Origin of the sequence: Virgifigura deserti, assembly GCA_003576685.1 — a bacterium.
Taxonomy (GTDB): Bacteria; Pseudomonadota; Alphaproteobacteria; order Dongiales; family Dongiaceae; genus Virgifigura; species Virgifigura deserti.
This window is the reverse complement of record QOZR01000015.1, coordinates 84107-110028: the sequence shown is the minus strand read 5'-3', so window position 1 is coordinate 110028 and position 25922 is coordinate 84107. Positions and strand designations below refer to the sequence as shown.

General features: G+C 65.7%; 17 protein-coding genes and 1 pseudogene. 10 read left to right on the top strand and 8 right to left on the bottom strand.

Annotated features, from left to right (window positions below):
• Together DT069_RS21890 and DT069_RS21885 are read right to left on the bottom strand one after the other, a co-directional pair.
• Positions 1-275, bottom strand: a pseudogene (locus DT069_RS21890) (ferredoxin); the annotation flags it as partial.
• A complete protein-coding gene (locus tag DT069_RS21885) occupies positions 272-3166 on the bottom strand; it encodes a molybdopterin oxidoreductase family protein (protein WP_119462469.1) in 2895 nt (964 codons plus the stop codon). The pseudogene DT069_RS21890 and the gene DT069_RS21885, both read right to left, overlap by 4 nt.
• A 158-nt stretch (positions 3167-3324) precedes the next feature.
• Here DT069_RS21885 and DT069_RS21880 point away from each other — a divergent pair, with 158 nt between their 5' ends.
• Together DT069_RS21880 and DT069_RS21875 are read left to right on the top strand one after the other, a co-directional pair.
• Positions 3325-3549, top strand: coding sequence for a sulfurtransferase TusA family protein (locus DT069_RS21880; RefSeq protein WP_119462468.1), 225 nt, complete (start codon positions 3325-3327; stop codon positions 3547-3549).
• 142 nt (positions 3550-3691) lie between these two features.
• On the top strand, positions 3692-4126 hold the full coding sequence (locus DT069_RS21875) for a hypothetical protein (RefSeq protein ID WP_162913351.1): 435 nt from the start codon (positions 3692-3694) through the stop codon (positions 4124-4126).
• Between the two features lie 19 nt (positions 4127-4145).
• Here the strand turns inward: DT069_RS21875 and DT069_RS21870 are convergent, their stop codons facing one another.
• Positions 4146-5243: a TAXI family TRAP transporter solute-binding subunit gene (locus DT069_RS21870; protein ID WP_425450457.1), complete on the bottom strand. Its 1098-nt coding sequence runs from the start codon at positions 5241-5243 to the stop codon at positions 4146-4148.
• A gap of 251 nt (positions 5244-5494) precedes the next feature.
• On the opposite strand from DT069_RS21870, the gene DT069_RS21865 reads away from it, so the two are divergent.
• Complete coding sequence (locus DT069_RS21865; protein ID WP_162913350.1) at positions 5495-6037, top strand: GIN domain-containing protein; 543 nt, start codon at positions 5495-5497, stop codon at positions 6035-6037.
• Positions 6013-6612, top strand: coding sequence for a DedA family protein (locus DT069_RS21860; RefSeq protein WP_119462465.1), 600 nt, complete (start codon positions 6013-6015; stop codon positions 6610-6612). Before DT069_RS21865 ends, DT069_RS21860 begins: the two co-directional genes overlap by 25 nt.
• A gap of 8 nt (positions 6613-6620) precedes the next feature.
• Here DT069_RS21860 and DT069_RS21855 read toward each other — a convergent pair whose 3' ends face one another.
• Genes DT069_RS21855 through DT069_RS21845 form a run of 3 tightly spaced genes read right to left on the bottom strand, consistent with a single transcriptional unit; the run spans position 6621 to position 9262 of the window.
• Positions 6621-7835: a beta-ketoacyl-[acyl-carrier-protein] synthase family protein gene (locus DT069_RS21855; protein WP_119462464.1), complete on the bottom strand. Its 1215-nt coding sequence runs from the start codon at positions 7833-7835 to the stop codon at positions 6621-6623.
• A 20-nt stretch (positions 7836-7855) separates the two neighbouring features.
• Positions 7856-8107, bottom strand: a complete 252-nt coding sequence (locus DT069_RS21850) for an acyl carrier protein (RefSeq protein ID WP_119462463.1) — start codon at positions 8105-8107, stop codon at positions 7856-7858.
• Between the two features lie 12 nt (positions 8108-8119).
• Complete coding sequence (locus DT069_RS21845; RefSeq protein ID WP_119462462.1) at positions 8120-9262, bottom strand: UDP-3-O-(3-hydroxymyristoyl)glucosamine N-acyltransferase; 1143 nt, start codon at positions 9260-9262, stop codon at positions 8120-8122.
• A gap of 375 nt (positions 9263-9637) precedes the next feature.
• Between DT069_RS21845 and DT069_RS21840 the strand changes: the two genes are divergently transcribed.
• Positions 9638-14659, top strand: a complete 5022-nt coding sequence (locus tag DT069_RS21840) for a HAMP domain-containing protein (protein ID WP_119462461.1) — start codon at positions 9638-9640, stop codon at positions 14657-14659.
• 34 nt (positions 14660-14693) lie between these two features.
• On the top strand, positions 14694-16781 hold the full coding sequence (locus DT069_RS21835; RefSeq protein ID WP_119462460.1) for a response regulator: 2088 nt from the start codon (positions 14694-14696) through the stop codon (positions 16779-16781).
• A gap of 5 nt (positions 16782-16786) precedes the next feature.
• On the opposite strand, the gene DT069_RS21830 is transcribed toward DT069_RS21835, so the two are convergent.
• Positions 16787-17566, bottom strand: coding sequence for an enoyl-CoA hydratase-related protein (locus DT069_RS21830; RefSeq protein WP_119462459.1), 780 nt, complete (start codon positions 17564-17566; stop codon positions 16787-16789).
• A 223-nt stretch (positions 17567-17789) separates the two neighbouring features.
• Between DT069_RS21830 and DT069_RS21825 the strand changes: the two genes are divergently transcribed.
• Positions 17790-20261: a sensor histidine kinase gene (locus tag DT069_RS21825; protein WP_119462458.1), complete on the top strand. Its 2472-nt coding sequence runs from the start codon at positions 17790-17792 to the stop codon at positions 20259-20261.
• A gap of 179 nt (positions 20262-20440) precedes the next feature.
• On the top strand, positions 20441-22315 hold the full coding sequence (locus tag DT069_RS21820; RefSeq protein WP_119462457.1) for a sensor histidine kinase: 1875 nt from the start codon (positions 20441-20443) through the stop codon (positions 22313-22315).
• Positions 22316-22343: 28 nt separating this feature from the next.
• Here DT069_RS21820 and DT069_RS21815 read toward each other — a convergent pair whose 3' ends face one another.
• The gene (locus DT069_RS21815; RefSeq protein WP_119462456.1) at positions 22344-23312 is read right to left on the bottom strand and encodes a GlxA family transcriptional regulator; all 969 of its coding nucleotides are present in this window, start codon (positions 23310-23312) and stop codon (positions 22344-22346) included.
• A 124-nt stretch (positions 23313-23436) separates the two neighbouring features.
• Here DT069_RS21815 and DT069_RS21810 point away from each other — a divergent pair, with 124 nt between their 5' ends.
• On the top strand, positions 23437-23622 hold the full coding sequence (locus DT069_RS21810; RefSeq protein WP_119462455.1) for a hypothetical protein: 186 nt from the start codon (positions 23437-23439) through the stop codon (positions 23620-23622).
• A 166-nt stretch (positions 23623-23788) separates the two neighbouring features.
• Positions 23789-25915 carry an acetate--CoA ligase family protein gene (locus tag DT069_RS21805; protein ID WP_119462454.1) on the top strand — a complete coding sequence of 709 codons (2127 nt, stop codon included), beginning with the start codon at positions 23789-23791 and terminating at the stop codon, positions 25913-25915.
• Positions 25916-25922: the final 7 nt, after the last annotated feature.

Sequence of the window (25922 nt, the reverse complement as noted above, 5' to 3'; positions counted from 1 at the left end):
GGGACGCAGGCCGGCTCTTCGCAGTGCAGGCAGGAGCGCGGGAAGTGGACCATCCGGCCGGCGGCGCCGGCGCCGGCCTCGAAGCTGTGCACCCGGTTGAACCAGACGCCGTCGGGCGCGCCGCCGTAGGGCTCCGTGTCGGTCAGGGGCGCCATCGCCCCGCCGCTGTTCCACTGCTTGCAGTTGACCGCGCAGGCGTGGCAGCCGACGCAGGTGTCCAAATCGATCACCAGACCCAGACGCGTCGCGCTCCGCTGGTCCGCAAGGCGCGTCACCGCTTCTGCTCCGGGCGCTCCCGGAAAGCGGCGCCGTAGCGCAGAATCCCAGGTCGCTTCGGAAGGCCGGGCGGGGTCGTCAAGGTGGGGAAATGCGGTGCCGGCTCGCCGGCCTCGTCCGCCGCCACCTTCTCCAGGCGGATGCGCAGATCGTACCAGGCGGCTTGGCCGGTTATCGGATCGGCATTGGCATAGCGATAGCCATCGGCGCGTGGCGGCAGCAGTTCCGCGATCACATGGTTCAGCAGGAAGCCGCGCGCGGCCTCGCCCGCATCGGGCGCCAGGTTGGCGGCGCCGGCGCGCCGGCCGATGGCGTTCCAGGTCCAAACCGTGTGCTCGTTCACGCCCTCCATCAGCTTGATCGGTGCCTTGACCCGGCCGTGATGGCTGACGATCCAGACCCAGTCACCGTCGGCCAGCCCCAGTTGCTCGCCGGTGCGGCGGTTGACATAGAGCCGGTTGGCGTTGTGGATCTGGCGCAGCCAGGCGTTCTGCGAGCCCCATGAGTGATACATCGACATCGGCCGCTGGGTGATCGCCTGCAGCGGAAAGGCGTCCTCCTCGATCACCAACTGCTCGAACGGCGGATACCAGAACGGCAGCGGATCGAAATAGGCCTCGACGCGGGCGCGGTCGCGCTCGGGCGGCTGCACGGCGCCGTGACCGCGCGCCGCCAAGCGGAATTTCTGCATCGGCTCGCTGTAGAGCTGCAGGATGATCTGCTGCGGCCGTTCGATGAAGCCGATCGTCGCCGCCCAATCGAGATAGGCGCGGTTGGCGTGGCGGAAGAATCTCTGCTCCTCCGGCAGCTCGTGCCGCCAGAAGCATTCGTTCTCCTTGTAGCGTTCGAGCTGATCGGGGTTCGGCGTGCCCTTGCCGTGCTGCGCGCCCTCCGGGCCGCGCCAGCCGGCGAGCATGCCAATGCCGGGCTTGCGCTCGTGGCGCACCATGTAGTCGGGATAGCCGCCGGGATACTTTGGCGCGCCGTCGGCATCGACCAATCCGGGCAGGCCCAGGCGGGCGCCGAGATCGATCAGCACATCCTGGAACGGCCGCACGTCGCGATCCGGCGGCAGGATCGGCTGACGGATCGCATCGGCGGCGCCGTCCGCATCGCAGATCGGCCGGTCGAGCAGCGAGATGCAGTCATGCCGCTCGAGATAGGTGGTGTCCGGCAGCACCAGGTCCGCATAGGCCACCATCTCGGAGAAATAGGCGTCGGCATAGATGATGCGCGGAATCTTGTAGTCACCGGTCGCCGCGTCCCGATCCGTCAGCATCGTCATGGTGCCGGCCGTGTTCATGGCCGAGTTCCAGCTCATGTTCGCCATGTACATGAACAGCGTGTCGATCGGATAAGGATCGCCGGCCCACGCGTTGGCGATCACCATTTGCATCATGCCGTGGGCGGCGAGCGGCGCTTCCCAGGAGAAGGCCTTGTCGATGCGCCGGGGCGTGCCGTCGGCCTCGACCAGCAGATCCTCAGGGCCCATCGGGAAGCCCAGCGGCGGGCCGGGCAGCGGCTGGCCGGCCATGACCTCGCCGACACGACCGGTCGGCCTCGGTCCCGGCGGCGCGGCGCGCGGGAAGGGCGGCTTATAGCGGAAGCCGCCCGGGCAATCGATGCTGCCCAGCAGCATCTGCAGAAGATGAATCGCGCGGCAGGTGTGGAAGCCGTTCGAATGGGCGGAGATGCCGCGCATCGCATGCATCGCGACCGGCCGGCCGATCATCTTGTCATGGCGGCGCCCGGCCCAGTCGGTCCAGGGAACGTCGAGCGTGATCTCCTGTGCGAAGGCGGCGTGGGCGAGCTCGGCGGCGATCCGGCGGATGGTCGCGGCGGAAATGCCCGTCTCGGGCGCCACCGCCTCGGGATCGTAGCGGGCATCGAGATAGCGCGCCGCCATCAACTGAAAGGCCGGCACGGCGGCTCGGCCGTCGGGCAGCGTGAAGCGGCCGACGAGCGCCGGCGTCACCTCGGGCAGGAGCGCGTTGACGGCGGCACCGCCGGTCTTGTCCCAGCAGAGCGGATTGCCGTCCGCGTCGCGGGCGAACAGGCCGTCATCGGCCGCGCCCGGATCCTGGATCACCAGCCAGGGCGCGTTGGTGTAGCGGACGAGGAAGGCGGTATCGATCTTGTCCGCCTTCAGCAGCTCGTGGATGAGCGCGAAGACGAGCAGGCCATCGGTGCCGGGCCGGATGCCGACCCATTCGTCGGCGATCGCCGAATAGCCGGTCTTGATCGGGTTGATCGAGACGAACTTCGCGCCGCGTTCCTTGAGCTTGCCGAGGCCGATCTTGATCGGGTTGCTGTCATGATCCTCGGCGACGCCGAACATCAGGAAGTACTGGGTGCGCTCCCAGTCAGGCTCGCCGAATTCCCAGAACGAGCCGCCGATCGAATAGAGCCCGGCCGCCGCCATGTTGACCGAGCAAAAGCCGCCATGGGCGGCGTAGTTGAGAGTGCCGAACTGGCTCGCCCACCAGCCGGTCAGCGCCTGGCTCTGGTCGCGCCCGGTGAAGAAGGCGAGGCGGCGCGGGTCGGTCCGGCGGATCTCGCCGAGCCACTGCGTCGCCAGATCGAGGGCCTCGTCCCACTCGATCTCCTTGAATTCACCGGCGCCCCGGTCGCCGACCCGGAGCAGCGGCTTCGACAGCCGCGCCGGCGAATACTGGGTCATCAGGCCGGCCGAGCCCTTGGCGCAGAGCACGCCCTTGTTGACCGGATGGTTGCGGTTGCCCTCGATGTAGCGGATGCGCCCGTCCTTCAGATGCACCTTGATGCCGCAGCGGCAGGCGCACATGTAGCAGGTCGAGAATTTGACGCTGTCGCCGACCTGCGGCGACAGATCGACGTCGTGCTCTTCGCGCGGCATGGAATCGACGCTCATCCCTTCGGGTCCCTTTCTCCGACGGTCGCCGCGACATAGAAAGGCGAAAACCGGGCAAGGTCAAACCCGCTGTCGCGAAACCGGCGCCCGGACTTCGCCGTGGCGCTTTCGGTGGCGGCAATCCCTTTGATAAGCTCGCAGGAGGAGGCAAAGAGATCATGACCACCACCCTCAACACCAAGGGGCTGAAATGTCCGCTGCCGGTCCTGCGCGCCCGCAAGGCGATGAAGGAGGTGCCGCCCGGCGGCCTGCTCCAGGTCCTGGCCACCGACCCCGGCGCGGTCAAGGACTTCGCGCATTTCTGCGAGGCGGCCGGCCATGAGCTGCGCGAGTCGACCGAAGCGGATGGCGTCTTTACGTTCCTCATAAAGAAGGCGAGTTAAGCTGCGGGAACGCGGCAGCTCCGGGGTTGGCTGGAACGAATGGCCAAGCTCCGAACCGTCGCGACTTGCCTTCCCATAGCGGGTGGCGGCGCTGGGAGGACGATCATGGCCCTGAAGAGCGCGCTTTCTCAGCCTGCTTCTGGTGGCGCTGACGCTTGGGATGACGTTCTGCCACGTCATGGAGATTCCGGGAAAGCTGCGCCTCGGCGGCGCGGCGTGGCTGACGGTCCAGCACAATCTGTATTTCGCCTTTGGGGTCGTGGGGGCCGCCATCGAGCTGTTGTCCATCCTGCTGACCTGGGTCGTGGTCTTTCTGGTCCGCAGGCGGCCCGCCTTCTTCTGGACCTTGGGCGCGGCGCTCTGCGTCACCGCAGGCCTTGTCGGCTGGTTCCTTATGGTGGCCCCAATGAATGCGGCATTGAGCGGCTGGACAGCGGAGACGCTGCCTGCAGACTGGACCAGCTATCGCAACCAGTGGGAAGCCGGGCATGCCATGCATGCCGCTTTCTTCGGGCTCGGCTTCAGCGCCCTCGTCGTGGCCCTCCTTGCAGAGACCCGGAAAAGCCCCTCGCGTTGAACGGCGAAGCCGGCCGGCGCTATTTCGGCAGCGGGCGAAGGCCGCGCAGTTGGTCGGCCTCGGCGTAATAGCGGGCGGCGCCGGGGTGGAGCGGGATCGGTATGCCGAGCAGCGCGGTTTCGATTCGGATGCGGCGGCCGATCGGATTGCCCTCGTCCAGCAGCTTGCGCGTCGAGGGGTGCCATAGGGCCCGCGCGAGGCCGAAGACCACGTCCTCCGAAAGCGTCGCGCTCACCAGCCAGAGCGTGCCGATGCCGATGGTGATGGTCGTGTCGGTGCCGCGATAGGCGGTGGCGGGAATGAGGTCCACCGTCAGGAAGGGGTATTTCATGCGCAGGGCCTCGGCGCCCTCGCCGTCGACGGGCAGCAGCCGGATGTCCTGCCGTCGCGCAAGGTCGACGATGGCCGGCAGCGGGTGACCGCCGACCATGAAGAAGGCGTCGATCTCGCCCGCGGCCAGCCGGCTCGCCGCCGCGCCGATCGAAAGATATTCGGCCTTCAGCGCCTTCCGCGCGATGCCGAAGCTGTCCAGCACCATGTCGGCGGTCAGCAGCGTCCCCGATCCCTTCTCGCTGATCGACACGCGCTTGCCGGTCAGATCCTCGATCGCGTGAATGTCGGAGTCGGCGCGGACCACGACATGCAGGCTCTCCTGGTACAAATGGGCAATGGCGCGCAGGCTGTCGATCGCGCCGGTCTCAGCGAAGATGCTGCTTCCGGTGAAAGCCCAATGGGCCACATCCGCCTGACAGAGGGCGGAGTCGAACTGCCCCGATCCGATCGCACGGACATTCTCGACCGAGCCCTGCGTCGTCTGCGCCACGGCGATCAGGCCGGGAATGCCGCAACTGCCGCCACGGTCGCATGACCGCGAACCCGGCGGGTTGCTGATTGCATTGGCGATCATGCCGCCGACTGGGAAATAGGAGCCGCCGGTCGCGCCGGTTCCGATCCGGAAGAAGCGAATCTCCTGCGCCAAGGCTGGCAGGGCGGTTAGCGTCAGGCAGCCGGCCAAGGTTCCGAGAACAGTCCCGAGACAGGCGCGCCGGTCGCGTCGCGAGATCCGCCGCTGGTCGAAAAGGCGCCGATAGGATCTCCAACCAAGCTCGTCCATCATGTTGGCTCCCGCAGGCTCCCTCAGGTCCCCCAAGATGTCACAGTCCAGGAGAACTTTGACTAAAATATGAAGATCCGAACGGCCACACCCGTTGTATCCGGATGGCGGGAATAGCCTTTCGGCCGCGCCATGTTAACTTTCCGAATCTCGGCGGCGTTCCGTCATGCGTTCTGCCTCTGGCGGGGCGCTCTTAGCAGGTCGGGATCGGCATGAAGGGACTTTCCGTCCTCCTGTTCGTCTTGCCGGCGATCGTGATCGGGCCGCTCCCCGGACTCGCGCATGGCGTGATCGAAAGGTCGGGAAAGGTCATCGTCGAACCAAGGAACATCGAAAATGGGGAGGTCGGTGATGTCGACTGCGTAAGGCTGGCCGGCATCGGTACGCTCATTCTCGAGCAAGGCGAGGGCGTCTCCCTGGCCGTCGAAGCGGAAGACAATATCCTGCCCCATGTGAAAATGGCGGTCAGCGACGGGGTGCTCACACTTTCGATCGAAACCGGCGAGGCGTATGCGATCCATCCGACCAAGCCGATCCTGTACCGGCTCAAGCTGGAGGATGTGGAGGGACTCGAACTTACAGGCGCCGGCAGCATTCAGGCCCAAGATATCCACATGGCGCTCCATCCATCTCTCAGGCCATTACCGGCATCGGCCGCGTCGCCGGAGCAGGCGCTCTCTAAACGGATCCCGCGCAGGTCGTCGGAACGAACCGGGCTTGCGGTCGTTGACGATTGGGACTTGGGACTCATCGCGGCAGCGGACGGGAGCGGATGGCCGACTGGATCAAGGGTGTGATGGATTCGCTGGGCTATCCAGGCATCGCGCTGCTGATGTTTCTAGAGAACATCTTCCCGCCGATTCCCTCCGAGGTGATCATGCCGATGGCGGGCTTCACGGCCAGCAGCGGCGAGCTCACGCTGATCGGCGTGGTGGTGGCCGGCGTCGCGGGATCGCTGATCGGCGCGCTGCCCTGGTATTTCGCTGGCCGGCTTTACGGGGGCGATCGGTTGAAGCGGTTCGCCGACCGGCATGGCCGGTGGCTCGGCGTCTCGCGGGACGACATCGAGCGGGTGACCGCATGGTTCGGTCATCACGGTCGAACGGCCGTCCTGATCGGCCGCCTCGTGCCGGGCGTGCGGACCTTGATCTCGGCGCCCGCCGGCGTCTGCGGCATGCCCTTGCTGTCGTTTCTGATCTACTCGGGCATCGGCACGCTGGGCTGGACCGCGGTGCTCGCCTATGCCGGCGTCCTGCTGCAGAGCAACTGGAGCGTCGTCGGGGATTATGTCGGCCCGATCGGCTCCATCGTCGTCGGCCTGATCGTCGCCTGGTTCGTCGTCCGGCTGATCCGGAATCGTTGCGGCGGTTGATGACTGATCTAATCGAACCGACGCAGCGCGAGGACCGCGTTCAGCCCGCCGAAGGCGAAGGAGTTCGAGAGCGCGGCGCCCACCACCCGCTCGCGCGCTTCGTTCGGCACGTAGTCGAGGCTGCAGTCCGGATCGGGCGTCATGAAGTTGGCTGTCGGCGGCACGACCCCGTCGGTGATGGCGCGAATCGCGGCGAGCAGCTCGAGCGCGCCGGCGGCGCCGAGCGCGTGGCCGTGCATCGACTTGGTCGACGACACCGCCAGCCGGCCGGCATGATCGCCGAACACGCGGAGCAGGGCCTGCGTCTCGGTCGCGTCATTGGCGACCGTGCCGGTGCCGTGGGCGTTGACGTAGTCGATTCGATCGGTCGGCAGTTCGGCATCCTTCAGCGCGCCCACGATCGCCCGGGCGGCGCCCGCCGCGGAGGGCTGAACGAGGTCGCCGGCATCGGCGGACATGCCGAAGCCGGCCAGTTCGGCGAGGATCGGGGCACCGCGGGCGCGGGCATCCTCCAGCCGTTCCAGAACCAGAATCCCGGCACCCTCGCCAAGGATCATGCCGCGCCGCTCGCGACAGAACGGCCGGCAGGTGTCCATCGCCATAACCCGCATCGCCTCCCAACCCTTCATGGTGCCGACGGTGATGCAGGCTTCGCTGCCGCCGGTGACGGCAGCGCGTGCCTGGCCGTGGCGCACCATCCAGAAAGCCTGACCGATCGCGTGATTCGCCGAGGCGCAGGCGCTGGCGACCGAAAAAGCGGGGCCGGAGATCCCGAACGTCATCGAAATATGGCTGGCGGCCGCGTTCACCATCAGCTTCGGGATCGTGAACGGGTGCAGCCGCGCGATGCCCTCGCCATAGAGCCGGCGATAGGAGTCGTCCTGCGTGTTCTGACCACCGACACCGGTGCCGACGATTACGGCCGTCTCCTCGGCCAAGCCGCTTTCGGCGAGTGGCAGACCCGACCCGGCGAGGGCTTCGCCCGCGGCAATCAAGGCGAACTGCACGACGCGGTCGAGGTAAGCCAACCGCTTTTCCTCGAAATGGCGCGTCGGTACGTAGTCCTTCACCTCGGCCGCGACGCGGACGCTGAGGAGGTCGGTCGGAATCGTAGTGATTGGAGCGATGCCGGAGCGGCCGTCCCGCATCGCCTGCCAGCAATCTTCGGCCCGATGGCCGAGCGCCGAGATGCAGCCATACCCGGTGATGACGACGCGATACATGGGGGAGGGGCGGTCGCCGGTCAGGCGGTTTCTTTTTCGCGCAGCACGCGCTCGACGGTCTCGACCAGATCGCCCACCGTGCGGACGTCGAAAGTCGGATTGTTATAAGGCATGTAGATCTGGAAATGTTCTTCGATGGCGAAGATGATCTGCACGACGTCGAGGGACTCGATTTCCAGATCATCGAGAGTCGATGTTGTCTGGATGCGATCGCGGTCGGTGTTGCCTTCTTTCGCGATGATATCGAAGATCTGCTCCCGAACCGCTGCCATCCTCAGCCTCTCCTACGTTTCGCTGCCTTCCCGCTCACCGTGCGCCTTCTCGATTCTGTCGACCCGCTGCGTCAGATTCATAAGATCTCGGAACATCCTCTTCAGGCGCTTGACATAGGCAATCTGCTCGAACGTCTCGTTCTTCGGCATTGCCGGAGAGCCGACGACCACGGAGCGGGGCGCAACATCGCGGGCAATGCCCGATCCCGCCAGGGCGATCGCATCATCACCGATGGTGATGTGGTCCGCGACGCCGGCCTGTCCGGCGAGCACGACGCGGTCGCCGATCCGGCAACTGCCCGATATTCCCACCAGTCCGGCGATCAGACAATTCTCACCAATCGTCGTGTTGTGGCCAATCTGCACAAGGTTGTCAATCTTGGTGCCGCGGCGCACGGTCGTGACGCCAAGGGTCCCGCGGTCGATGGCCGCGTTCGCGCCGACCTCGACATCGTCCTCCAGGATCACGGTCCCGACGGAGTTGATACGGACGATCCGTGTGTTCTGCGCTTCGACCCGTCCCGTGGCCCGGACGGTATCGATGCTGCCGGCCTCCGGCGTCGCATAGCTGAAGCCATCGGCGCCGATCGATGCGTTGTGCTGGAGGATCACGCGATCGCCGAGCACCACCCGCTCGCCGATGCGCGCGCCCGAGTGCAGCCGGCAGTTCTGGCCGATCCGGGCGTCGGCGCCGATCGTCACATGCGGCATCAATACGGTCTGCGCGCCGACGACGGCCCGCGGCCCGATATAGACGAAGGCGCCGACCGAGCAGAACTCGGCGACCTGCGCCGAGGGATCGATCACTGCCGTTGGATGAATGCCGTCCGGGGCGTGGAGCGGTTTGTCGAAGAGGTCGAGCAGAAGCGCCAGCGCGTAGCGCGGCCGCTGAACGACGAGATAGTTGGGTGGCCCCGCTGGCGGCTCTTCAGAGGGCGCCGGCTTCTCGGTGACGATCGCTGCGCCGGCGGCGGTCTTGGCCAGCGCCGCGTAGGCGCTCGGCTCGATGGCCAGCGCAAGATCGGACTCCGCCTGTGCCGCTGAAGGATGCACGACCTGGCGCACCCGGAACGACCCGTCGCCGACGAGCCTTGCCCCGAGGGAGTCGGCCAGGTCGCGGAGGGTCCGTCCGGGAAGGGGGTCCTGGATGCTCATGCGGAAAGTTTCCTCGCCGATCGAAAAGGGCAGGCCGGTTTTCCCGCTGTCATAGAGCTTATTCGGCGGCGGAGCGCAAGGGCGAGGTCGCCGGGAACGGCGGGAGGATCATCGGCGTGGACTTGCAATATTCGACAGGCTTTAATCCCTGTCGGACGCTCACTTGGATCAAGTCGGGCTTGCGCGTCTTTGCGGACCTCTGCCGGGGGCACCAAATGGCCAATGCAAGCGCGCCGGCGATCGACCGGCAACGCGGGCTTCCGGCGCGGACCAGAGAAGCCGTGCGAAACCGGTGGCGCAGATGAGCCCGCGCGACGCTAAGCAGCACAAGGCCAACATCCATCAGGCCAAGCCGTAGAAGGGGAGAAGGATAGCATGCAAACCGCCGTTCAAACCGATCACCTCGAATCGCGGCGCCTGCTCCGAGCCTTGCGCGCGTTCCGCCGCGGCGATTTTTCGGTGCGCCTGCCCGAGGATATGGCCGGCGTGGACGGCGAGATCGCCCGATCCTTCAACGAGGTTGTCGAGCTGAACCAGTCCATGACCCGGGAGTTCGAACGGCTGAGCACGGTCGTCGGCAAGGAGGGCAAGATTGGTCAGCGCGGAAAGGTTGCCGGTGCGCAGGGCGGATGGGAAGCCTGCGTCGACTCGGTGAACCGGCTAATCGGCGACTTGGTTCAGCCGACGACCGAAGTGGCGCGGGTGATCGGCGCAGTCGCCAAGGGCGACCTGTCGCAGACGATGGTGCTGGAGATCGACGGAAGCCCGCTGCGCGGCGAGTTTCTGCGGATCGGCAAGACCGTCAATACGATGGTCGGGCAGCTCGGCTCCTTCGCGTCGGAAGTGACGCGCGTCGCCCGCGAAGTGGGCACCGAGGGCAAGCTGGGCGGCCAAGCTCGAGTCAAAGGCGTCGCCGGCACCTGGAAGGACCTGACCGACAACGTGAACGCGATGGCGACCAACCTGACCGGCCAGGTCCGCAATATCGCCGAGGTGACGACGGCGGTCGCGAAGGGCGACCTGTCGAAGAAGATCACCGTCGACGTGAAGGGCGAGATCTTAGAGCTCAAGGACACCATCAACACGATGGTGGACCAGCTCAACTCCTTCGCGTCCGAGGTGACGCGCGTGGCGCGCGAGGTCGGCACCGAGGGCAAGCTGGGCGGGCAGGCGCGGGTGGAGGGCGTGGCCGGTACCTGGAAGGACCTGACCGAGAACGTGAACGCGATGGCGACCAACCTGACCGGTCAGGTCCGCAATATCGCCGAGGTGACGACCGCCGTGGCGAGCGGTGACTTGTCGAAGAAGATCACCGTCGACGTCAAAGGCGAGATTCTCGAGCTGAAGAACACGATCAACACGATGGTCGATCAGCTCAACTCCTTCGCGTCGGAGGTGACGCGCGTCGCCCGCGAGGTCGGCACTGAGGGTAATCTGGGTGGCCAGGCGCGAGTGGAGGGCGTCGCCGGTACCTGGAAGGACCTCACCGACAACGTGAACGCGATGGCGACCAACCTGACGGGTCAGGTCCGCAACATCGCCGAGGTGACGACGGCGGTCGCCAAGGGTGACCTGTCGAAGAAGATCACGGTCGATGTGAAGGGCGAGATCCTGGAGCTGAAGAACACGATCAACACGATGGTCGATCAGCTCGGCTCCTTCGCGTCGGAGGTGACGCGCGTCGCGCGCGAGGTCGGCACGGAAGGTAATCTGGGCGGGCAGGCTCGCGTCGAAGGCGTCGCCGGCACCTGGAAGGACCTGACCGACAACGTCAATCTGATGGCGGCGAATCTGACGGGTCAGGTCCGCAACATCGCCGAGGTGACGACGGCGGTCGCGAAAGGCGACCTGTCGAAGAAGATCACCGTCGACGTGAAGGGCGAGATCTTGGAGCTCAAGGACACCATCAACACGATGGTGGACCAGCTCAACTCCTTCGCGTCCGAGGTGACGCGCGTGGCGCGCGAGGTCGGCACCGAGGGCAAGCTGGGCGGGCAGGCGCGGGTCGAAGGCGTCGCCGGCACCTGGAAGGACCTGACCGACAACGTCAATCTGATGGCGACGAATCTGACCAATCAGGTGCGCGGCATCGCCGACGTGGTGACCGCGGTGGCGCGCGGCGATCTGAAGCGGAAGCTTGCGGTCGATGCGAAGGGCGAGATCGCCGCCCTGGCGAATACCATCAACGGCATGATCGAGACGCTCGCGACCTTCGCCGACCAGGTGACGAATGTGGCCCGCGAGGTCGGCATCGAGGGCAAGCTCGGCGGTCAGGCGAAGGTGCCAGGCGCCGCCGGCCTGTGGCGCGACCTGACCGACAACGTCAACCAGCTCGCCGCCAATCTGACGACGCAGGTCCGCGCCATCGCGGAGGTCGCCACCGCGGTGACCAAGGGCGACCTGACGCGCTCCATTACCGTCGAGGCATCGGGCGAGGTCGCCGCGTTGAGCGACAACATCAACGAGATGATCCGTAATCTCAAGGACACGACGCAGAAGAACATGGAGCAGGATTGGCTGAAGACCAACCTGACCCGGTTCACGCGCATGCTGCAGGGCGAGCGCGACCTCATGACCGTATCCAACCTGATCCTGTCGGAGCTGGCACCGCTTGTGGATGCGCAGTACGGCGTCTTCTATGTCGGCAATCGGGAGAACGACGAGACCGTTCTCGATCTCGTCGCCAGCTATGCGTCGGAACCGGCCGAGAGCCTGACCAGCCGGTTCCGCCTCCGCGAGGGCCTGATCGGCCAATGCGCCCAGGACAAGCGGCGCATGCTGCTGACCAATGTTCCGGGCGACTACCTGCACATCGGGTCCGGCCTCGGCCGGTCGGCGCCGGTCACAATCATCGTCCTACCCGTGCTGTTCGAAGGCGAGATCAAGGCGGTCATCGAGCTGGCCTCCTTCGGTCAGTTCAGCGACACGCACCAATCCTTCCTCGACCAGTTGATGGAGAGCATCGGCATCGTGCTCAACACGATCGCCGCGACGATGCGCACCGAAGGCCTCCTGAAGCAGTCGCAGCTTCTGACCGGAGAATTGCAGAGCCAGCAGGAAGAGCTGAAGAAGACGAACGACCGGCTGGAGATGCAGGCGCGTTCGCTGCGCAAGTCCGAGGAGATGCTGAAGAGCCAGAGAGAGGAGCTGCGGCGCACCAACGAGGAGCTGCAAGAGAAGGCGCAGCTCCTTTCCAACGAGAAGAAGCAGGTCGAGGCAAAGAACCTCGAAGTCGAGCTGGCCAAGAGCGCGCTCGAGGAGAAGGCGGAGCAGCTGGCGCTGACCTCGAAATACAAGTCCGAGTTTCTCGCCAACATGTCCCACGAGCTGCGGACGCCGCTCAACAGCCTGCTGATCCTGTCCAAGCTGCTGGGCGAGAACACGGACGGAAACCTCACCGAGAAGCAGACGGAGTTCGCGCGAACCATCAATGCGGCGGGGTCCGATCTGCTGTCGCTCATCAACGACATCCTGGACCTTTCGAAGATCGAATCCGGCACCGTCACCCTCGACGTCAGCGACATGCCGTTCCTGAGTCTGCGGCACCATATGGAACGGACCTTCGGCCAAGTCGCGGACGACAAGGAACTCGACTTCTCGATCGAGTTCTCCGATGCGCTGCCGCGCAGCATCAAGACCGACGAGAAGCGTTTGCAACAGGTCGTGATGAACCTTCTGTCCAATGCCTTCAAATTCACCAAGGAGGGATCAGTCAGGCTGCAGGTGAAACCGGTCACGGAAGGATGGAGCGGCATTCATCCGGCGCTGAAGAATGCGAAGCGCGCCTTGTCCATCGCCGTCTCCGATACGGGAATCGGCATTCCCGAAGACAAGCAGCGAATCATCTTCGAGGCGTTCCAGCAGGCCGACGGCACGACCAGCCGCAAATATGGCGGAACGGGACTCGGCCTGTCGATCAGCCGCGAGATCGCGCGGCTGCTGGGCGGCGAGATCCACGTCGCCAGCACGCCGGGCACCGGAAGCACCTTCACACTTTACCTGCCGCTCGAGGTGCCGGCGGCTCTCGGTTTTGCAGCGGACGCCGCGGCGCCGACGCAGCCCTATATCGGCGGGGCGGAGGATGCCGGACTCGCCCTTCTGCCGTCGACGGAGATAAAGGACGACCGCGAGCATATCCGGCTGGGCGACCCGGTCGCGCTGATCGTGGAGCAGGACGTGAAGCTCGCCGGACTCCTGCTCGATCTGGCGCGCGAGCATGGCTTCAAGGGTGCGGTATCGACGACGGGCGCGGGCACCCTGTCCCTAGCCAAGAAGTTCCGCCCCGACGCGATCATGCTGGAGATCGGCTTGTCGGATATGGACGGCTGGGTGCTGCTGGATCTGCTGAAGCGGGACTCTCAGACCCGCCACGTTCCCGTGCATGTGATTTCGGCCGAGGCGTACAGATGGCGCGCGCTGAACATGGGCGCCTTCAACTTCACCGCAAAGCCCGCCGGCAAACCCGCCGATAAGGACGCGCTGGTCGCCGCTTTCGACCGGCTGAAGCGCTTCACCGAGCGGTGGGTGAAGAAACTGCTTCTGGTCGACGACGATGAGGTACAGCGACGCAGCATCGTCAGCCTGATCAGCGACGAGGATGTGCAGATCGAGACGGTGACGTCACCCGATAAGGCGCTGAAGACTCTGACCGAGCAGGAATTCGACTGTCTCGTCGTGAATCTGACGACTCCCGAGGCAGGGGGCATCGAACTGATCGAGGGCGTCCGGTCGAGCGATCGTCTCGCGGCCATGCCGATCGTGGTCTACGCGGCGGAGCACGAGATGGGGACGGACGAGCGGCTCCGGAAGCTGGCTGAGACCGCCGTCCTGCGCTGCGCGGAATCAACCGGCGAGCTGTTCGACGACACGGCGCTGTTTCTGCACCGCATCGTAATGAACCTGGCCGACGAGAAGCGGCGGCTCCTGCAGCAGACCCGGTTGAAGGACCCGATCCTGCGCGGCAGGAAGGTCCTGATCATCGACGACGACATCCGCAATATCTTCTCGCTGATCAGCGTGTTCGAGCGGCACGCGATGGAAGTGCTTTATGCCGAGAATGGCCGTGACGGCATCGCCCTCCTGGAAGACACGCCGGACATCGACGTTGCCTTGATCGACATCATGATGCCGGATATGGACGGCTTTCAGACGATGCGGCAGATTCGGCAGCGCGAGGACCTCAAGGCCATGCCGCTGATCGCGGTCACCGCCAAGGCGATGAAGGGCGACAGGCAGAAATGCATCGCGGCCGGGGCATCGGATTATGTTGCGAAGCCCGTCGACATCGACTTGCTGCTGTCGCTGATCCGCGTGTGGCTTCAGCGGCAGGACGAGATGCCGGCCTGGGCGGGAGGAGCCGCGGCGCTGCCGTCGCGTACGGTCGAGGCTGGTGATTGAGGAGAGTGAAACGGCGCGCATAGGATCGGCGAAGATGAGCGCAACCGACGATCGGGCGAAGCAGTTGGAGGAAGGCGAGGAGCCGTTCCATGACGAGCAGGAACGCTCGATTACGGACGATGTCGCGAAGATCCTGATTGTCGATGACGATGAGCGGAATCTCTTCGCGCTCGAACGCGTGCTCGAGGAGCTGGGCGAGGAGATCGTGGCGGTCCGATCCGGCGAAGAAGCGCTGCGGCGCCTTCTGCGCGAGGATTTCGCGGTCATTCTGCTGGATGTCCTGATGCCCGGGCTGGACGGCTATGAGACCGCGTCGATGATCCGGCAACGGGAGCGATCGCGCCATATCCCGATCATCTTCCTGACGGCGATCAACAAGGACGAGGTCCATATGTTTCGCGGCTATTCGGCCGGCGCCGTCGACTATGTCTTCAAGCCCGTCGAGCCGTTCATTCTCAGGTCGAAGGTCGCGGTCTTCGTCGATCTCTTCAAGAAGACCCAGGAAATCCGGCGAAGTGCCGCACAGGAGCGTACGCTGCTGTCGGAGAATCTCCGGGCCCGTACGGAGAAGATGCTGGCGGAGCAGGCGCTGCGCCGCAGCGAGGAGCGACAGGCGCTGATCATCGAGTCGCTGCCGATCGCCCTCTACGCCATGGATTTTTCCGAGAAGGCTCCCGGTATCCGGCTCATGAGCGGCAATACCGAGGGAATCTGCGGCTTCCCGAGCGCGCGGTTCGAGGAGGACCCGGAGATCTGGGCAAGCCGAATCCATCCGGAGGATCGCGGGCGCGTGCTCCGGGAGTTCGGCAGGCTCGGGGCCGCCGGTTCGTTCGCGATCGAATATCAGTGGCGTTGCGCCGACGACGCCTATCGCTGCTTCCTGGACCAGGCCGTGCTGGTGCGGGACGACCATGGCAAGCCGAAGGAGATCTTCGGCACTTGGCTGGACGTGACCGAGCGGCGGCGGCTGGAACAGCAACTCGTCCATGCCCATAAGATGGAGGCGATCGGTCAGCTGACGGGCGGAATCGCCCACGACTTCAACAATATGCTGACCGTGGTGATCGGTAGTCTCGACCGGCTCCACCGATCGCTACAGGACGACAAGCGGGCCGCCAACCGTATCGAGATGGCGCTCCAGGGCGCGCTTCGCTGCTCCGACCTGACGCAACGTCTGCTGGCGTTCGCCCGCCGCCAGCCTCTGCAGCCGCAAGCTCTCAATCTGAACGAACTCGTCCCGCGGATGGCGGGCATGCTGCGCCGGACGCTCGGTGAGATGATCGAGATCGAGATCCGACCGGCGCCGCAGCTCTGGATCGCATGGGCCGATCCCTCGCAGGTCGAGTCGGTGCTCGTCAATCTGGTGATCAACGCGCGCGATGCCATGCTGGATGGCGGCACCCTGACCATCGAAACGGGAAATGTCAGCGTGTCGGAAGCCTTCGCCGCGCAGGAGCCGGATCTGCTTCCCGGCGACTATGTGATGCTGACGATCCGTGACACGGGCACCGGAATTCCGCCGGAACTGCTGGACCGCGTGTTCGAGCCGTTCTTCACGACCAAGGATACCGGACGGGGAACGGGGCTGGGGCTCAGTATCACCTACGGCTTCGTCAAACAGTCGGGCGGGCACATCAAGATCGACAGCCAACCGGGCCGCGGCACGACGATTCAGGTCTATCTGCCGCGTGGAACGGCATCCGGAACAACCGAGCGCGACCGTCACGCAGCCGACTTCACTGTCCCGCGGGCCCATGACGGCGAAGTCGTCCTGACGGTCGAGGATGACCAGGAGGTACGCAATCTGGCGGTCTCGATCCTGCAAGAGCTGGGATATACGGTGCTCGAAGCGGAGAACGGCAGGGTGGCGCTGCATATCCTGGACGAACAGGGTCCTGTGCATCTTCTGTTCACGGACGTCGTCATGTCGGGCGGGCTGAGCGGCCCGGATTTGGCGGCCGAGGCCATCAAGCGTCGACCGGACCTGAAGGTACTCTTCACCTCCGCCTATGCGGGCCAGTTCGTGAAGGAGTCCACGCTCCCCAATCAAGGCCGCCTGCTAAGGAAGCCCTATCGCGATCACGAGATGGCCTGCGCGATCCGGAGCGCTCTCGACGGCTGACGGCGTCAGCGGCCGCGCCAGACGGGCGGCCGCTTCTCCGCGAAGGCGCGCGGCCCTTCCTGGGTATCCTCGGAGGCGAGCAGGCGATCATAGGCGGGCGCTTGCCCGGTCCGCATCGCCGCGTAGGCCTGATCGATCGGCAGATGCTCGGTCACGGCAATCACTTCCTTGACCGCCGCAATGGACAGCGGCGCCGCGGCGACGATGCGGTCGGCCAGCTCGCGGGCTGCCGCGTGCAGTTCGGATCCTGACACCACCCGGTTCACGAGGCCCAGCCGATAGGCATCGGCCGCATCGAGACGGCTGCCGGTCAGCAGCATCTCCATGGCGATGGCCCGGGGCAGGCGGCGCGGCAGCCGCAGTACGCCGCCGGCATCCGGGATCAGCCCGATATTCACCTCGGGCAGGAAGAAGGTCGCCCTGTCGGCGGCGACGATCAGGTCGCAGGCAAGCGCCAGCTCGAAGCCGCCGCCGACCGCCATGCCGTTCACCGCGGCGATGACCGGCTTCCTCAGGTCGAACAGTTCGGTCAGGCCGGCGAAGCCGCCGACACCGTAATCCTGCGCTTCTCCGCCGGCGGCCGCCTTGAGGTCCCAGCCGGCGGAGAAGAACTTGTCGCCGGCCGCGGTGACGATGGCGACGCGCAATTCGCGGTCGTCGCGGAAGCCGGCGAAGATCTCGCCGAGACGGCGGCTGGTCGCCGCATCGATTGCATTGGCCTTCGGCCGGTCGATCACGATTTCGAGTACCGCACCCCGCCGCTCCGTCTGCACCGCATCCGTCATCTCAGATCTCCTCCGCCGCAGGTCCACATCCTGAGTGTGGCCGCACGACACTGTCAACGGCGGCCGCTGATGGCGGTCGAGCTCCGTTAATATTTTGGTAACCCTTATTAACGTTTAATCGAGCATCGGGTTAGCGGCTATTTGGCGCGCTTTTCGGCCAGTTACGGGCGCTCCGGTTTGCGGACCTCTTGACGGGGATCATCCCTGGTGACGACTCGCTCTGATGGCGATTCTTTCGACGGCTCAATCTAAGGTGTTGCGTCCAAGCTGGTTTGCCTTGCCCGAATGGGCGAAGCAGATCAAAGGGCGGCGACATGTTCAGCTGTTCGCCCTGGCGGCAACGGCGGTCTTGCCGATCCTCATCTTCTCGATCGTCATGGTGGTCCTGTTCGACCGTCAGCAGCAGCACTCGGTCGAGCAGATCCTCCGGCAAAGCGCCCTGTCGGCGATGGCCGCGATCGACCGCGAGCTCGCGTCCCACATCGCGACACTGGAGGCGCTGGCGGATTCGCCGCGGATCGACGACCGGGACATGGCCGGCGTCTACCGGCACGCCAAACGGGTGCTCGACAGCCGTCACGAATGGCTGACCATGCGGCTCAGCGATGCAAAGACGCATCGTCAAATCATCAACCTGCTGACGCCGCTGGGCGACGTCCTTCCGTCGGCGCTCGATCCGGAGGATATCGACACCGTCGTGGAAACCCGCCGGCCGCTGATCGGGAGCGTCCGTCCGGCCGATACGAGCGACACCGAGCCCTCCGTGATCCTCCGCGTGCCCGTAATACGCGACGGCACCGTTCTTTATACCCTGTCCGCATCCGTGCGAGCCGAGGCGTTTTCCGAGATCCTGATCAACCACGGTATTCCCGAGGGCTGGATCGCCACCGTGATCGACCAGCAGAACACCATCGTCGGGCGCAACGTAAGCCAGAAGGCGTTCGTCGGCACGCCGGCCTTGGTGTCGATGCCGGTGATGGAAGGCGACGCTACTGGAGGCTTTCTCTTCGTCCAATCCAAGGAGGGTGACCCGCTCTATGCGGCAATCAGCAGCTCCTACTTCTCCGGTTGGACCGTCGCGGTCGGCGCCCCGGTCGACATTATCGAGGGGCCGCTGCGGCGCTCGCTTCTTGTAGTTGGCGGCGGCGGCGTCACGGCGCTGCTCCTGGCGTTGGCGCTGGCCACGATCCTCACTCGTAATCTCGCGGGCCGCCATGAGGCGGAGCAGCGGCTGGCGGGCATCCAAGCGGAGCAGACTGCCGAGCGCCGCCTCACCGATATCGCCGCCAATTTTCCGGGCCTGATATATCGGCGGGCGCTGCAAGCCGATGGACTGATCAGCTTCCCCTATATCAGCGCGCGAGCCGAGCCGCTGATGGGGCTGAAACCGGAGCAGATCAAGCGCCAGATGCCGCTGGAGGAGTTCGGCCGGCAATGCATCTTCGCGGAAGACCTGCCGCGCTGGCGGGATGCGGTGCTGGTTTCGGCGCGGACGCTGGAACCCTATCGCCTCGAATACCGGATCCGCGATCCGGAGGGCGGGGTCCGATGGGTGCGCAGCATGGCTTACGCCCAGCGCGAGGGAGATGGCACCGTTGTCTGGGACGGTGTCATGCTCGACATCTCCGACCTGAAGGAGACCGAGCTGGCGCTGCGCGACAGCGATGAGCGCCTTCGGCTGGCAGTCGAAGCGACGGAGCTCGGCGCTTGGGACTGGAATCCGCAGAACGCGTCCTTCACCTGTTCCGATCGGAGCAAGAGCATCTTCGGCTTGGCACTGGAGGTGCCGGTGGACTATCAGGTCTTCCTCGCGCGCGTGCACCCGGAGGACCGACAACGTACGCACCGGGCGCTCAAGCATGCCCTGGACCCGGGCGGCGTAGCCGAGCTCAACCTCGAATTCCGCTCGCGCTGGCCCGATGGCACGGTGCGCTGGGTCGCGGCGCGGGGACAGGCGATGTTCGACGACGATGAGAGCGTGCGCCGCGCGGTACGCTTCATCGGTACGGTCCGGGACATTACCGCGCGCAAGAGTTCCGAGGAGGCGCTGGCGGCGGCCCTTGCGGAACAGGACAATCTGCTTCAGCAGAAGGACACGCTCCTGCGGGAAATCCATCATCGGGTCAAGAACAACCTGCAGGTGATCTCAAGCCTGATGAATCTCGAGGCCCTGCAGGTCGAGGATGACGACGCGCGCGAGCGTTTGAGGCTGGTCAGCCAGCGGATCGTGATTCTGGGGAACATCCACGAGCAGCTCTATCGCTCGGACGACTTCGCGCGGATCGATATCGGCGCGCGGCTCCAGGAGATCTGCCGCAGCCTGGCCAGTCTTTACCGCAATGACGCGGTCACGGTCACGGTCGATGCGGAAAAGCTGTTCTGCAATATCGAGACGGCGATCCCGATCGGCCTGATCACCAACGAACTTGTCTCAAACTGCTTCAAGCACGGCTTCCGCGACGGCCGGTCGGGTTGGGTGCATGTGTCCCTGCGCCGGATGGAGTCCGGTACGGTATCGCTGGTCGTGGCCGACAACGGCGCCGGGCTCCCCGCCGCCCCGCAGGACCTGCGACATGGCCTCGGCATGCGCGTCACCAGTGCGCTGGCCAAGCAGATCGACGCGGTCGTGCGCTTCGAGAGCGACGAGGGAACGCAGGTGACGCTCACGGCGCCCGGGCGCTTCTACGAAGGCTGAGGCCCGATCGGAGGGCTGACCCGACAATCCCGGCCACCGCACCAGGCGCAGGCCGCGAATGAGGGCCGGCGGATATTCTGAACGCGGGCCATGACCTTCCAGTCTTAAGAAAAAGTCAAGAAGTTCCAGGCAATACCTGATCACGACCCATTGCCTGGCCCACCGAGCGAGACGTCCTAATGACGGAGCTTCTCGACCCGACCTACGACTCGGTGCTCGTCGCTCTTTCGATGGGCGTATCGATACTCGCCTCGTTCGTGTCTCTCGATGTCGCCGCGCGGATCTGGCCGGCTCGCGGCTGGCCTCGGGGCGTCTGGATCGTGGCTGCGGCGACGGCGATGGGCGGTGGTATCTGGTCAATGCATTTCATCGGCATGCTCGCGTTCTCGCTGCCGATCGACATCGGCTACGATGTCTGGATCACGCTCGCCTCGCTCGTGACAGCCGTCGCGGTCACCGGCGTCGCTTTCGCGATCATCGCCGACGCGCAAGGTTGGCGCCGTCTGCTGTCGGCCGGCGCGGTGATGGGCCTGGGGGTCGTGGCGATGCACTACACCGGCATGGCCGCCATGCGGCTGCCGGCGACCCTGACCTACACGCCGTCCATCGTCGCGACATCCATCGCGATCGCCTGCGTCGCGGCGACGGCCGCGCTCTGGATCGCCGTTCGCGTTACCGGACTCTGGTGGCGGCTCGGCGCTGCGGTCGTCATGGCTGTGGCGGTGTCGGGCATGCACTATGTCGGGATGGCGGCGGCATGCTTCACCTTTGCGCCGTCGCTGCTCAATCCCGGTGCCGTGCAGTTCGAGCGGGGATCGCTTGCGCTGATCGTCGCGGCCGGCACGCTGCTGATCCTGGCGCTCGAGCTCCTTTCCGCAGCGATCGATCGCCGGTTCGCGGCTTTCCGCATGCGGGAAGGGGAGATCCTGCGGCTCAGCGCGCTGCGGTTCCAGAACCTGGTGCAGAGTTCGAACGATCTGATTCTCGTTGTCGACAAAACCGGACGGATTGATTTCGCCGCGCCATCCAGCCGCATGGCCATCGGTGAAGAGCCGGCCGCGCTGGAGGGGCGCAATATCTTCGAACGGGTCAGCGGTGCTGGCCTCGAAGGCCTGGGCGCCGCACTCATGACGGAGGAGAAACGGAACGCATTCGCCTTCATCGACAAGCTGCGGATTCGGAATGGCGACGGCTCGATGCGCGACTACGAGGCAACGGTTTGCAACCTGCTCGACGAGCCGTCGGTCAAGGGAATCGTTCTCACATTCCACGATGTCACCGAGCGCGAGCGGTCGGCGGCCGAACTGCGCCATGCCAAGGCGATTGCCGATGAGGCCAACCGCCTGAAGAGCGAGTTCATCGCCAACATGAACCATGAACTCCGGACACCGCTAAACGCCATCATCGGCTTCTCCGAGATCCTGGCGACCGACGAGGAGAATCGGCTGGCGCCGGAAACCTATCGCGAATATGCCGGCGACATCTACAGAAGCGGCTCGCAGCTTCTTGCCGTGATCAACGATATCCTCGATTTTTCCAGGGCCGAGGTCGGGCAGATCACGCTCAACGAGGGCGTCGTCGAGCCCGACGGGCTGGTCGGCGACTGCATCCGGTTCGTGGTGCCGATTGCCGCCAAGAAGGGCATTCGGGTCGGCCATGCGATTGCGCCCGGCACGCCGTCGTTTCTGGGTGACGAGCGGCGATTGCGCCAGGTTCTCCTCAACTTGCTGTCGAACGCCGTCAAATTCACGCCCGACGAGGGCCATGTCGACCTCCGCACCGGCCGGACGGTCGAGGGCGAGCTGGAGTTTGCCGTTTCGGATAGCGGCGTCGGCATACCGGCCGATAAGGTGAAGCAGGTCTTCGAACCGTTCTATCAGGTCGACGGGTCGCTGGCGCGGAACCAGGAGGGGACCGGGCTCGGCCTGGCGATCGCGAAATCCCTGGCGGAGCTGCATGACGGTCGGCTCGAGCTGTCGAGCAAGCCGGGCGAGGGCACGGTGGCGCGGCTCATCCTGCCGAAGCGGCGCATTCGGTTCGCTGTCGTCGCTTAACCGAGCCTGAGCCGGCCATCGACAATTTCTACTCCGGTGCGCCGCGCTCCGCGCGTGGGGGCTTGCCGAAGAAAGCGCGGTAGGAGCGCGAGAAGTGGGCAGCGGAGGCGAAGCCGCAGGCGATGCCGACATCGAGAACCGGCATGCCGGTATGCAGGAGCAGCGACCGCGCCCGGTTCAGCCGTAGCTCGTGATAGGTGCGGCGCGGCGTCGATTTCAGATGCCGATGGAACAGCCGTTCAAGCTGGCGCAGCGACAGCCCGGCCTCTGCGGCTACCCGACCGGGGGACAGCGGCTCTTCCAGATTGGCCTCCATCAGCCCGATCGCGCGGACCAGTTTCGGTGCGCTGGTGCCGAGCCGGGCGTGCAGCGCCATCCGCTGATGATCGCGGGCGGTGCGAATGCGGTCGTGGATGAACTGCTCCGAGATCGAGGCGGCGATCTCGTGACCGTGCTGAAGCGCGATCATGTGCAGCATCATGTCGATCGCGGCCGTCCCGCCCGAGCAGGAGAATCGTCGCCGGTCGATCTCGAACAGGTTCGGGACGACCTCGATGTCCGGGAACTCCTCGGTGAAGCTCTCCATCGCTTCCCAATGGACCGTGGTCCGGTAGCCTTCAAGCAGCCCGGCCTTCGCCAGAAGATAGCAGCCGGTGTCGAGCGAGCCGAGATCGGCGCCCTGCCGATCCAGCGCACGCAGCCACTTGAGCACCGCCTTGTCGATATGGAGATGCGGCTCGAAGCTGGCGCAGACGATGAGCGTCGCGAACGGCGGCGCGTCGTCGATCGAGTTCTCTGCCGGCAGGCTCATGCCGTTGCTCGCCTCGACCGGTGCGCCGTCGCGCGACAGGACATGCCAGCGATAAACGGGGGTGCCGGCCATGCGGTTTGCCACGCGCAGCGGCTCGATGGCCGAGAAGAAGGCCATCATCGAGAATTGCGGAACCAGAAAGAAGCCGATCCGCTGCGGAAATTCAGTACTCTTGTCGCCGAACATCGTGGGTTTCGATCGTCGCTGGACATCACATTCCTGTCGAATCGCATCAAGTAAGGCAATAGGAAATCGCGGAGTTTGACGGCATTGCGGGCGCGTCGGTGGGCCATGGAAGATGTTTCTCGGGATGACGCACGAGCGGATCTTCGCGCCGGGGCTGCTGGCCGGGCGGACGGCCTCGGTGACCGCGGGCGGAACCGGTATCGGCCTCGCCATCGCGGAAGAGCTGGGCGGTCTCGGCGCGCGCGTGATCCTCGGCGGCCAAATCAAGCGGCGCGGGCTCGGACTCTACACCGGCTGGGTGGATCAGTGATCGACCGTCCACGCATTTCTTCTGCGACCCCTCACCCCAATCCTCTCCCAGTCCACAGGCTTCGCCCGCGATTCTATTCAGTAGCCGGCGCAGCCGGCGGGTGGGGAGCGGGCGGAACCCGCGTCAGCGGGAGGGTGCGGGGCGGCAACACTCTTCGGTTCTAGCCATGCACGACATTACATACTCACCGACGAAACGGCAGCGCAACCTCAAGCGGCTGTTGTCGCCGCGCCATGTCGCCTTCGTCGGCGGCCGGAGCATGGTCGACGCGATCGAGCAGTGCGTCGCCGGCGGCTTCTCCGGCGCGGTCTGGCCGGTGAATCCGAAATATGACGAACTGGCCGGGAAGCGTTGCTATCCGTCGATCGACGCCTTGCCGGAAGCGCCGGACGCCACCTTCATCGCGGTCCCGCGCGAAGCGACCATCGAGGTGGTGCGCGATCTCGCAAAGTGCGGCGCCGGCGGGGCGGTCTGCTATGCCGCCGGCTTCGCCGAGATCGGCGGCGACGGCGTGGAGCGGCAGCGCGAGCTGGTCGAGGCGGCCGGCGATCTCGCCGTGGTCGGGCCGAACTGCTACGGCCTGCTGAACTATGTCGACGGCGTGCAGATGTTCGCCTCCGGACCGGGCGGCGAGCGGGTGGAGCAGGGCGCCGCCTTCGTCGCGCAGAGCGGCAACATCGCGCTCAACGCAACGATGAATCAGCGCTCGGTGCCCTTTGCCTATGTGATCAGCGCCGGGAATCAGGCGGTGCTGCAGATCTCCGACTATGTCGAGGTGCTGGCCGATGATCCCAGCGTGACGGCGATCGGCCTCTATATCGAGGGGCTGAGCGACGTTCCGGCCTTCAGCCGTGCGGCGGCCAAGGCGCTGGAGCGGGGCATCCCGATCGTCGCGCTGAAGGCCGGGCAATCGGAGCTGGGCGCCAAGCTGGCGCTCAGCCATACCAGTTCGCTGGCCGGCGACGACAAGCTTTACGCCGCCTTGTTCGAGCGGCTTGGCATTGTCCGCGTGACCTCCTTGCCGGCGCTGCTCGAGACGCTGAAGCTGCTCTCGGTCGCCGGCTTGCCGACGGGCGATCGGCTCGCGATCTTCACCTGCTCCGGGGGCGAGAGCCTGATGTCGGCCGACCGGGCCGCCGCGCTCGGGCTCGCGCTGCCGGAGCTGGCGCCGGCGCAGGTGGCCAAGCTGCGCACCCGGCTTCCGGACTTCGCGACGATCTCGAACCCGTTCGATTACAACACCTCGGTCTGGGGCGACCGCGCCGCCTGTGCCGCGTGCTTCGGCACGGTCCTGGCGGGCGATTTCGATTTCGGTCTTCTGGTGATCGATTATCCGATGGCCGATCCCGTCGGGCAGGTCGCCTACAATGCCGTGATCGACGGGCTGATCGATGCCTCCGAGCAAACCGGAAAGCGGGTCGGCTTTTGCAGCACCTTGCCGGAGCTCTTGCCGGAGAGCGAGCGGCGGCGGGCGATCGCGAAAGGCGTGGCGCCGATCCAGGGCCTCGATGAAGCGCTGAGCGCCTTTGCCGCGGCGGCGGTGCAGGCATGTCGCCGACAGGAGCTGAGCGCGGCCGGCGGGGTGCAGGCGGCGGTTCTCCCGCCCCGCACAGCCGCTCCGTCCGATCCCCGGCTGCTCGACGAGTTCGACAGCAAGCAGCGTCTCGTCCGGTACGGCCTGCGGGTGCCCGAAGGACGTCTCGCGAGCGCCGCCGAGGCACCGGCGGTCGCGGCGGCGCTCGGCTTCCCGGTCGTCGCCAAGCTGGCACGGCCGGCGCTTGCCCACAAGACGGAGGCGGGGGCCGTCGCGCTTAATCTGCGGGATGCGGCGGCGGTGGCGGATGCGGTCGCCGCGATGACCGAGTCGGTCGCCCGCTACAAGCCGGGGCTGGTTGCCGAGCGATTCCTGATCGAGAAGCAAGTTGGCAGTCCCGTCGCCGAGCTGATCGTCGGCGTTCGGCGGGACGAGCAGTTCGGCCTGGTGCTGGTCGTCGGCGCCGGCGGTATTCTGGTCGAGATGGTGGAGGATGCGGCGACGCTGCTGCTGCCGACGAGCCGCGCCATCGTCGAGCGGGCGATACGCGGCCTGCGGGTGGCCAAGCTGCTGGCCGGCTATCGCGGCCGGCCGGCCGGCGACAAGGTAGCGGTTGTCGATGCGGTGATGGCGGTGGCCGCCTTCGCGGAGGCCCACCGCGATCGCCTGGTCGAGCTCGACGTCAACCCCCTCCTGGTCCTGCCTGAAGGGCAGGGCGCGCTTGCCGTCGATGCGCTGGTGGTGATGGACGGGGAGTGACGTCCTT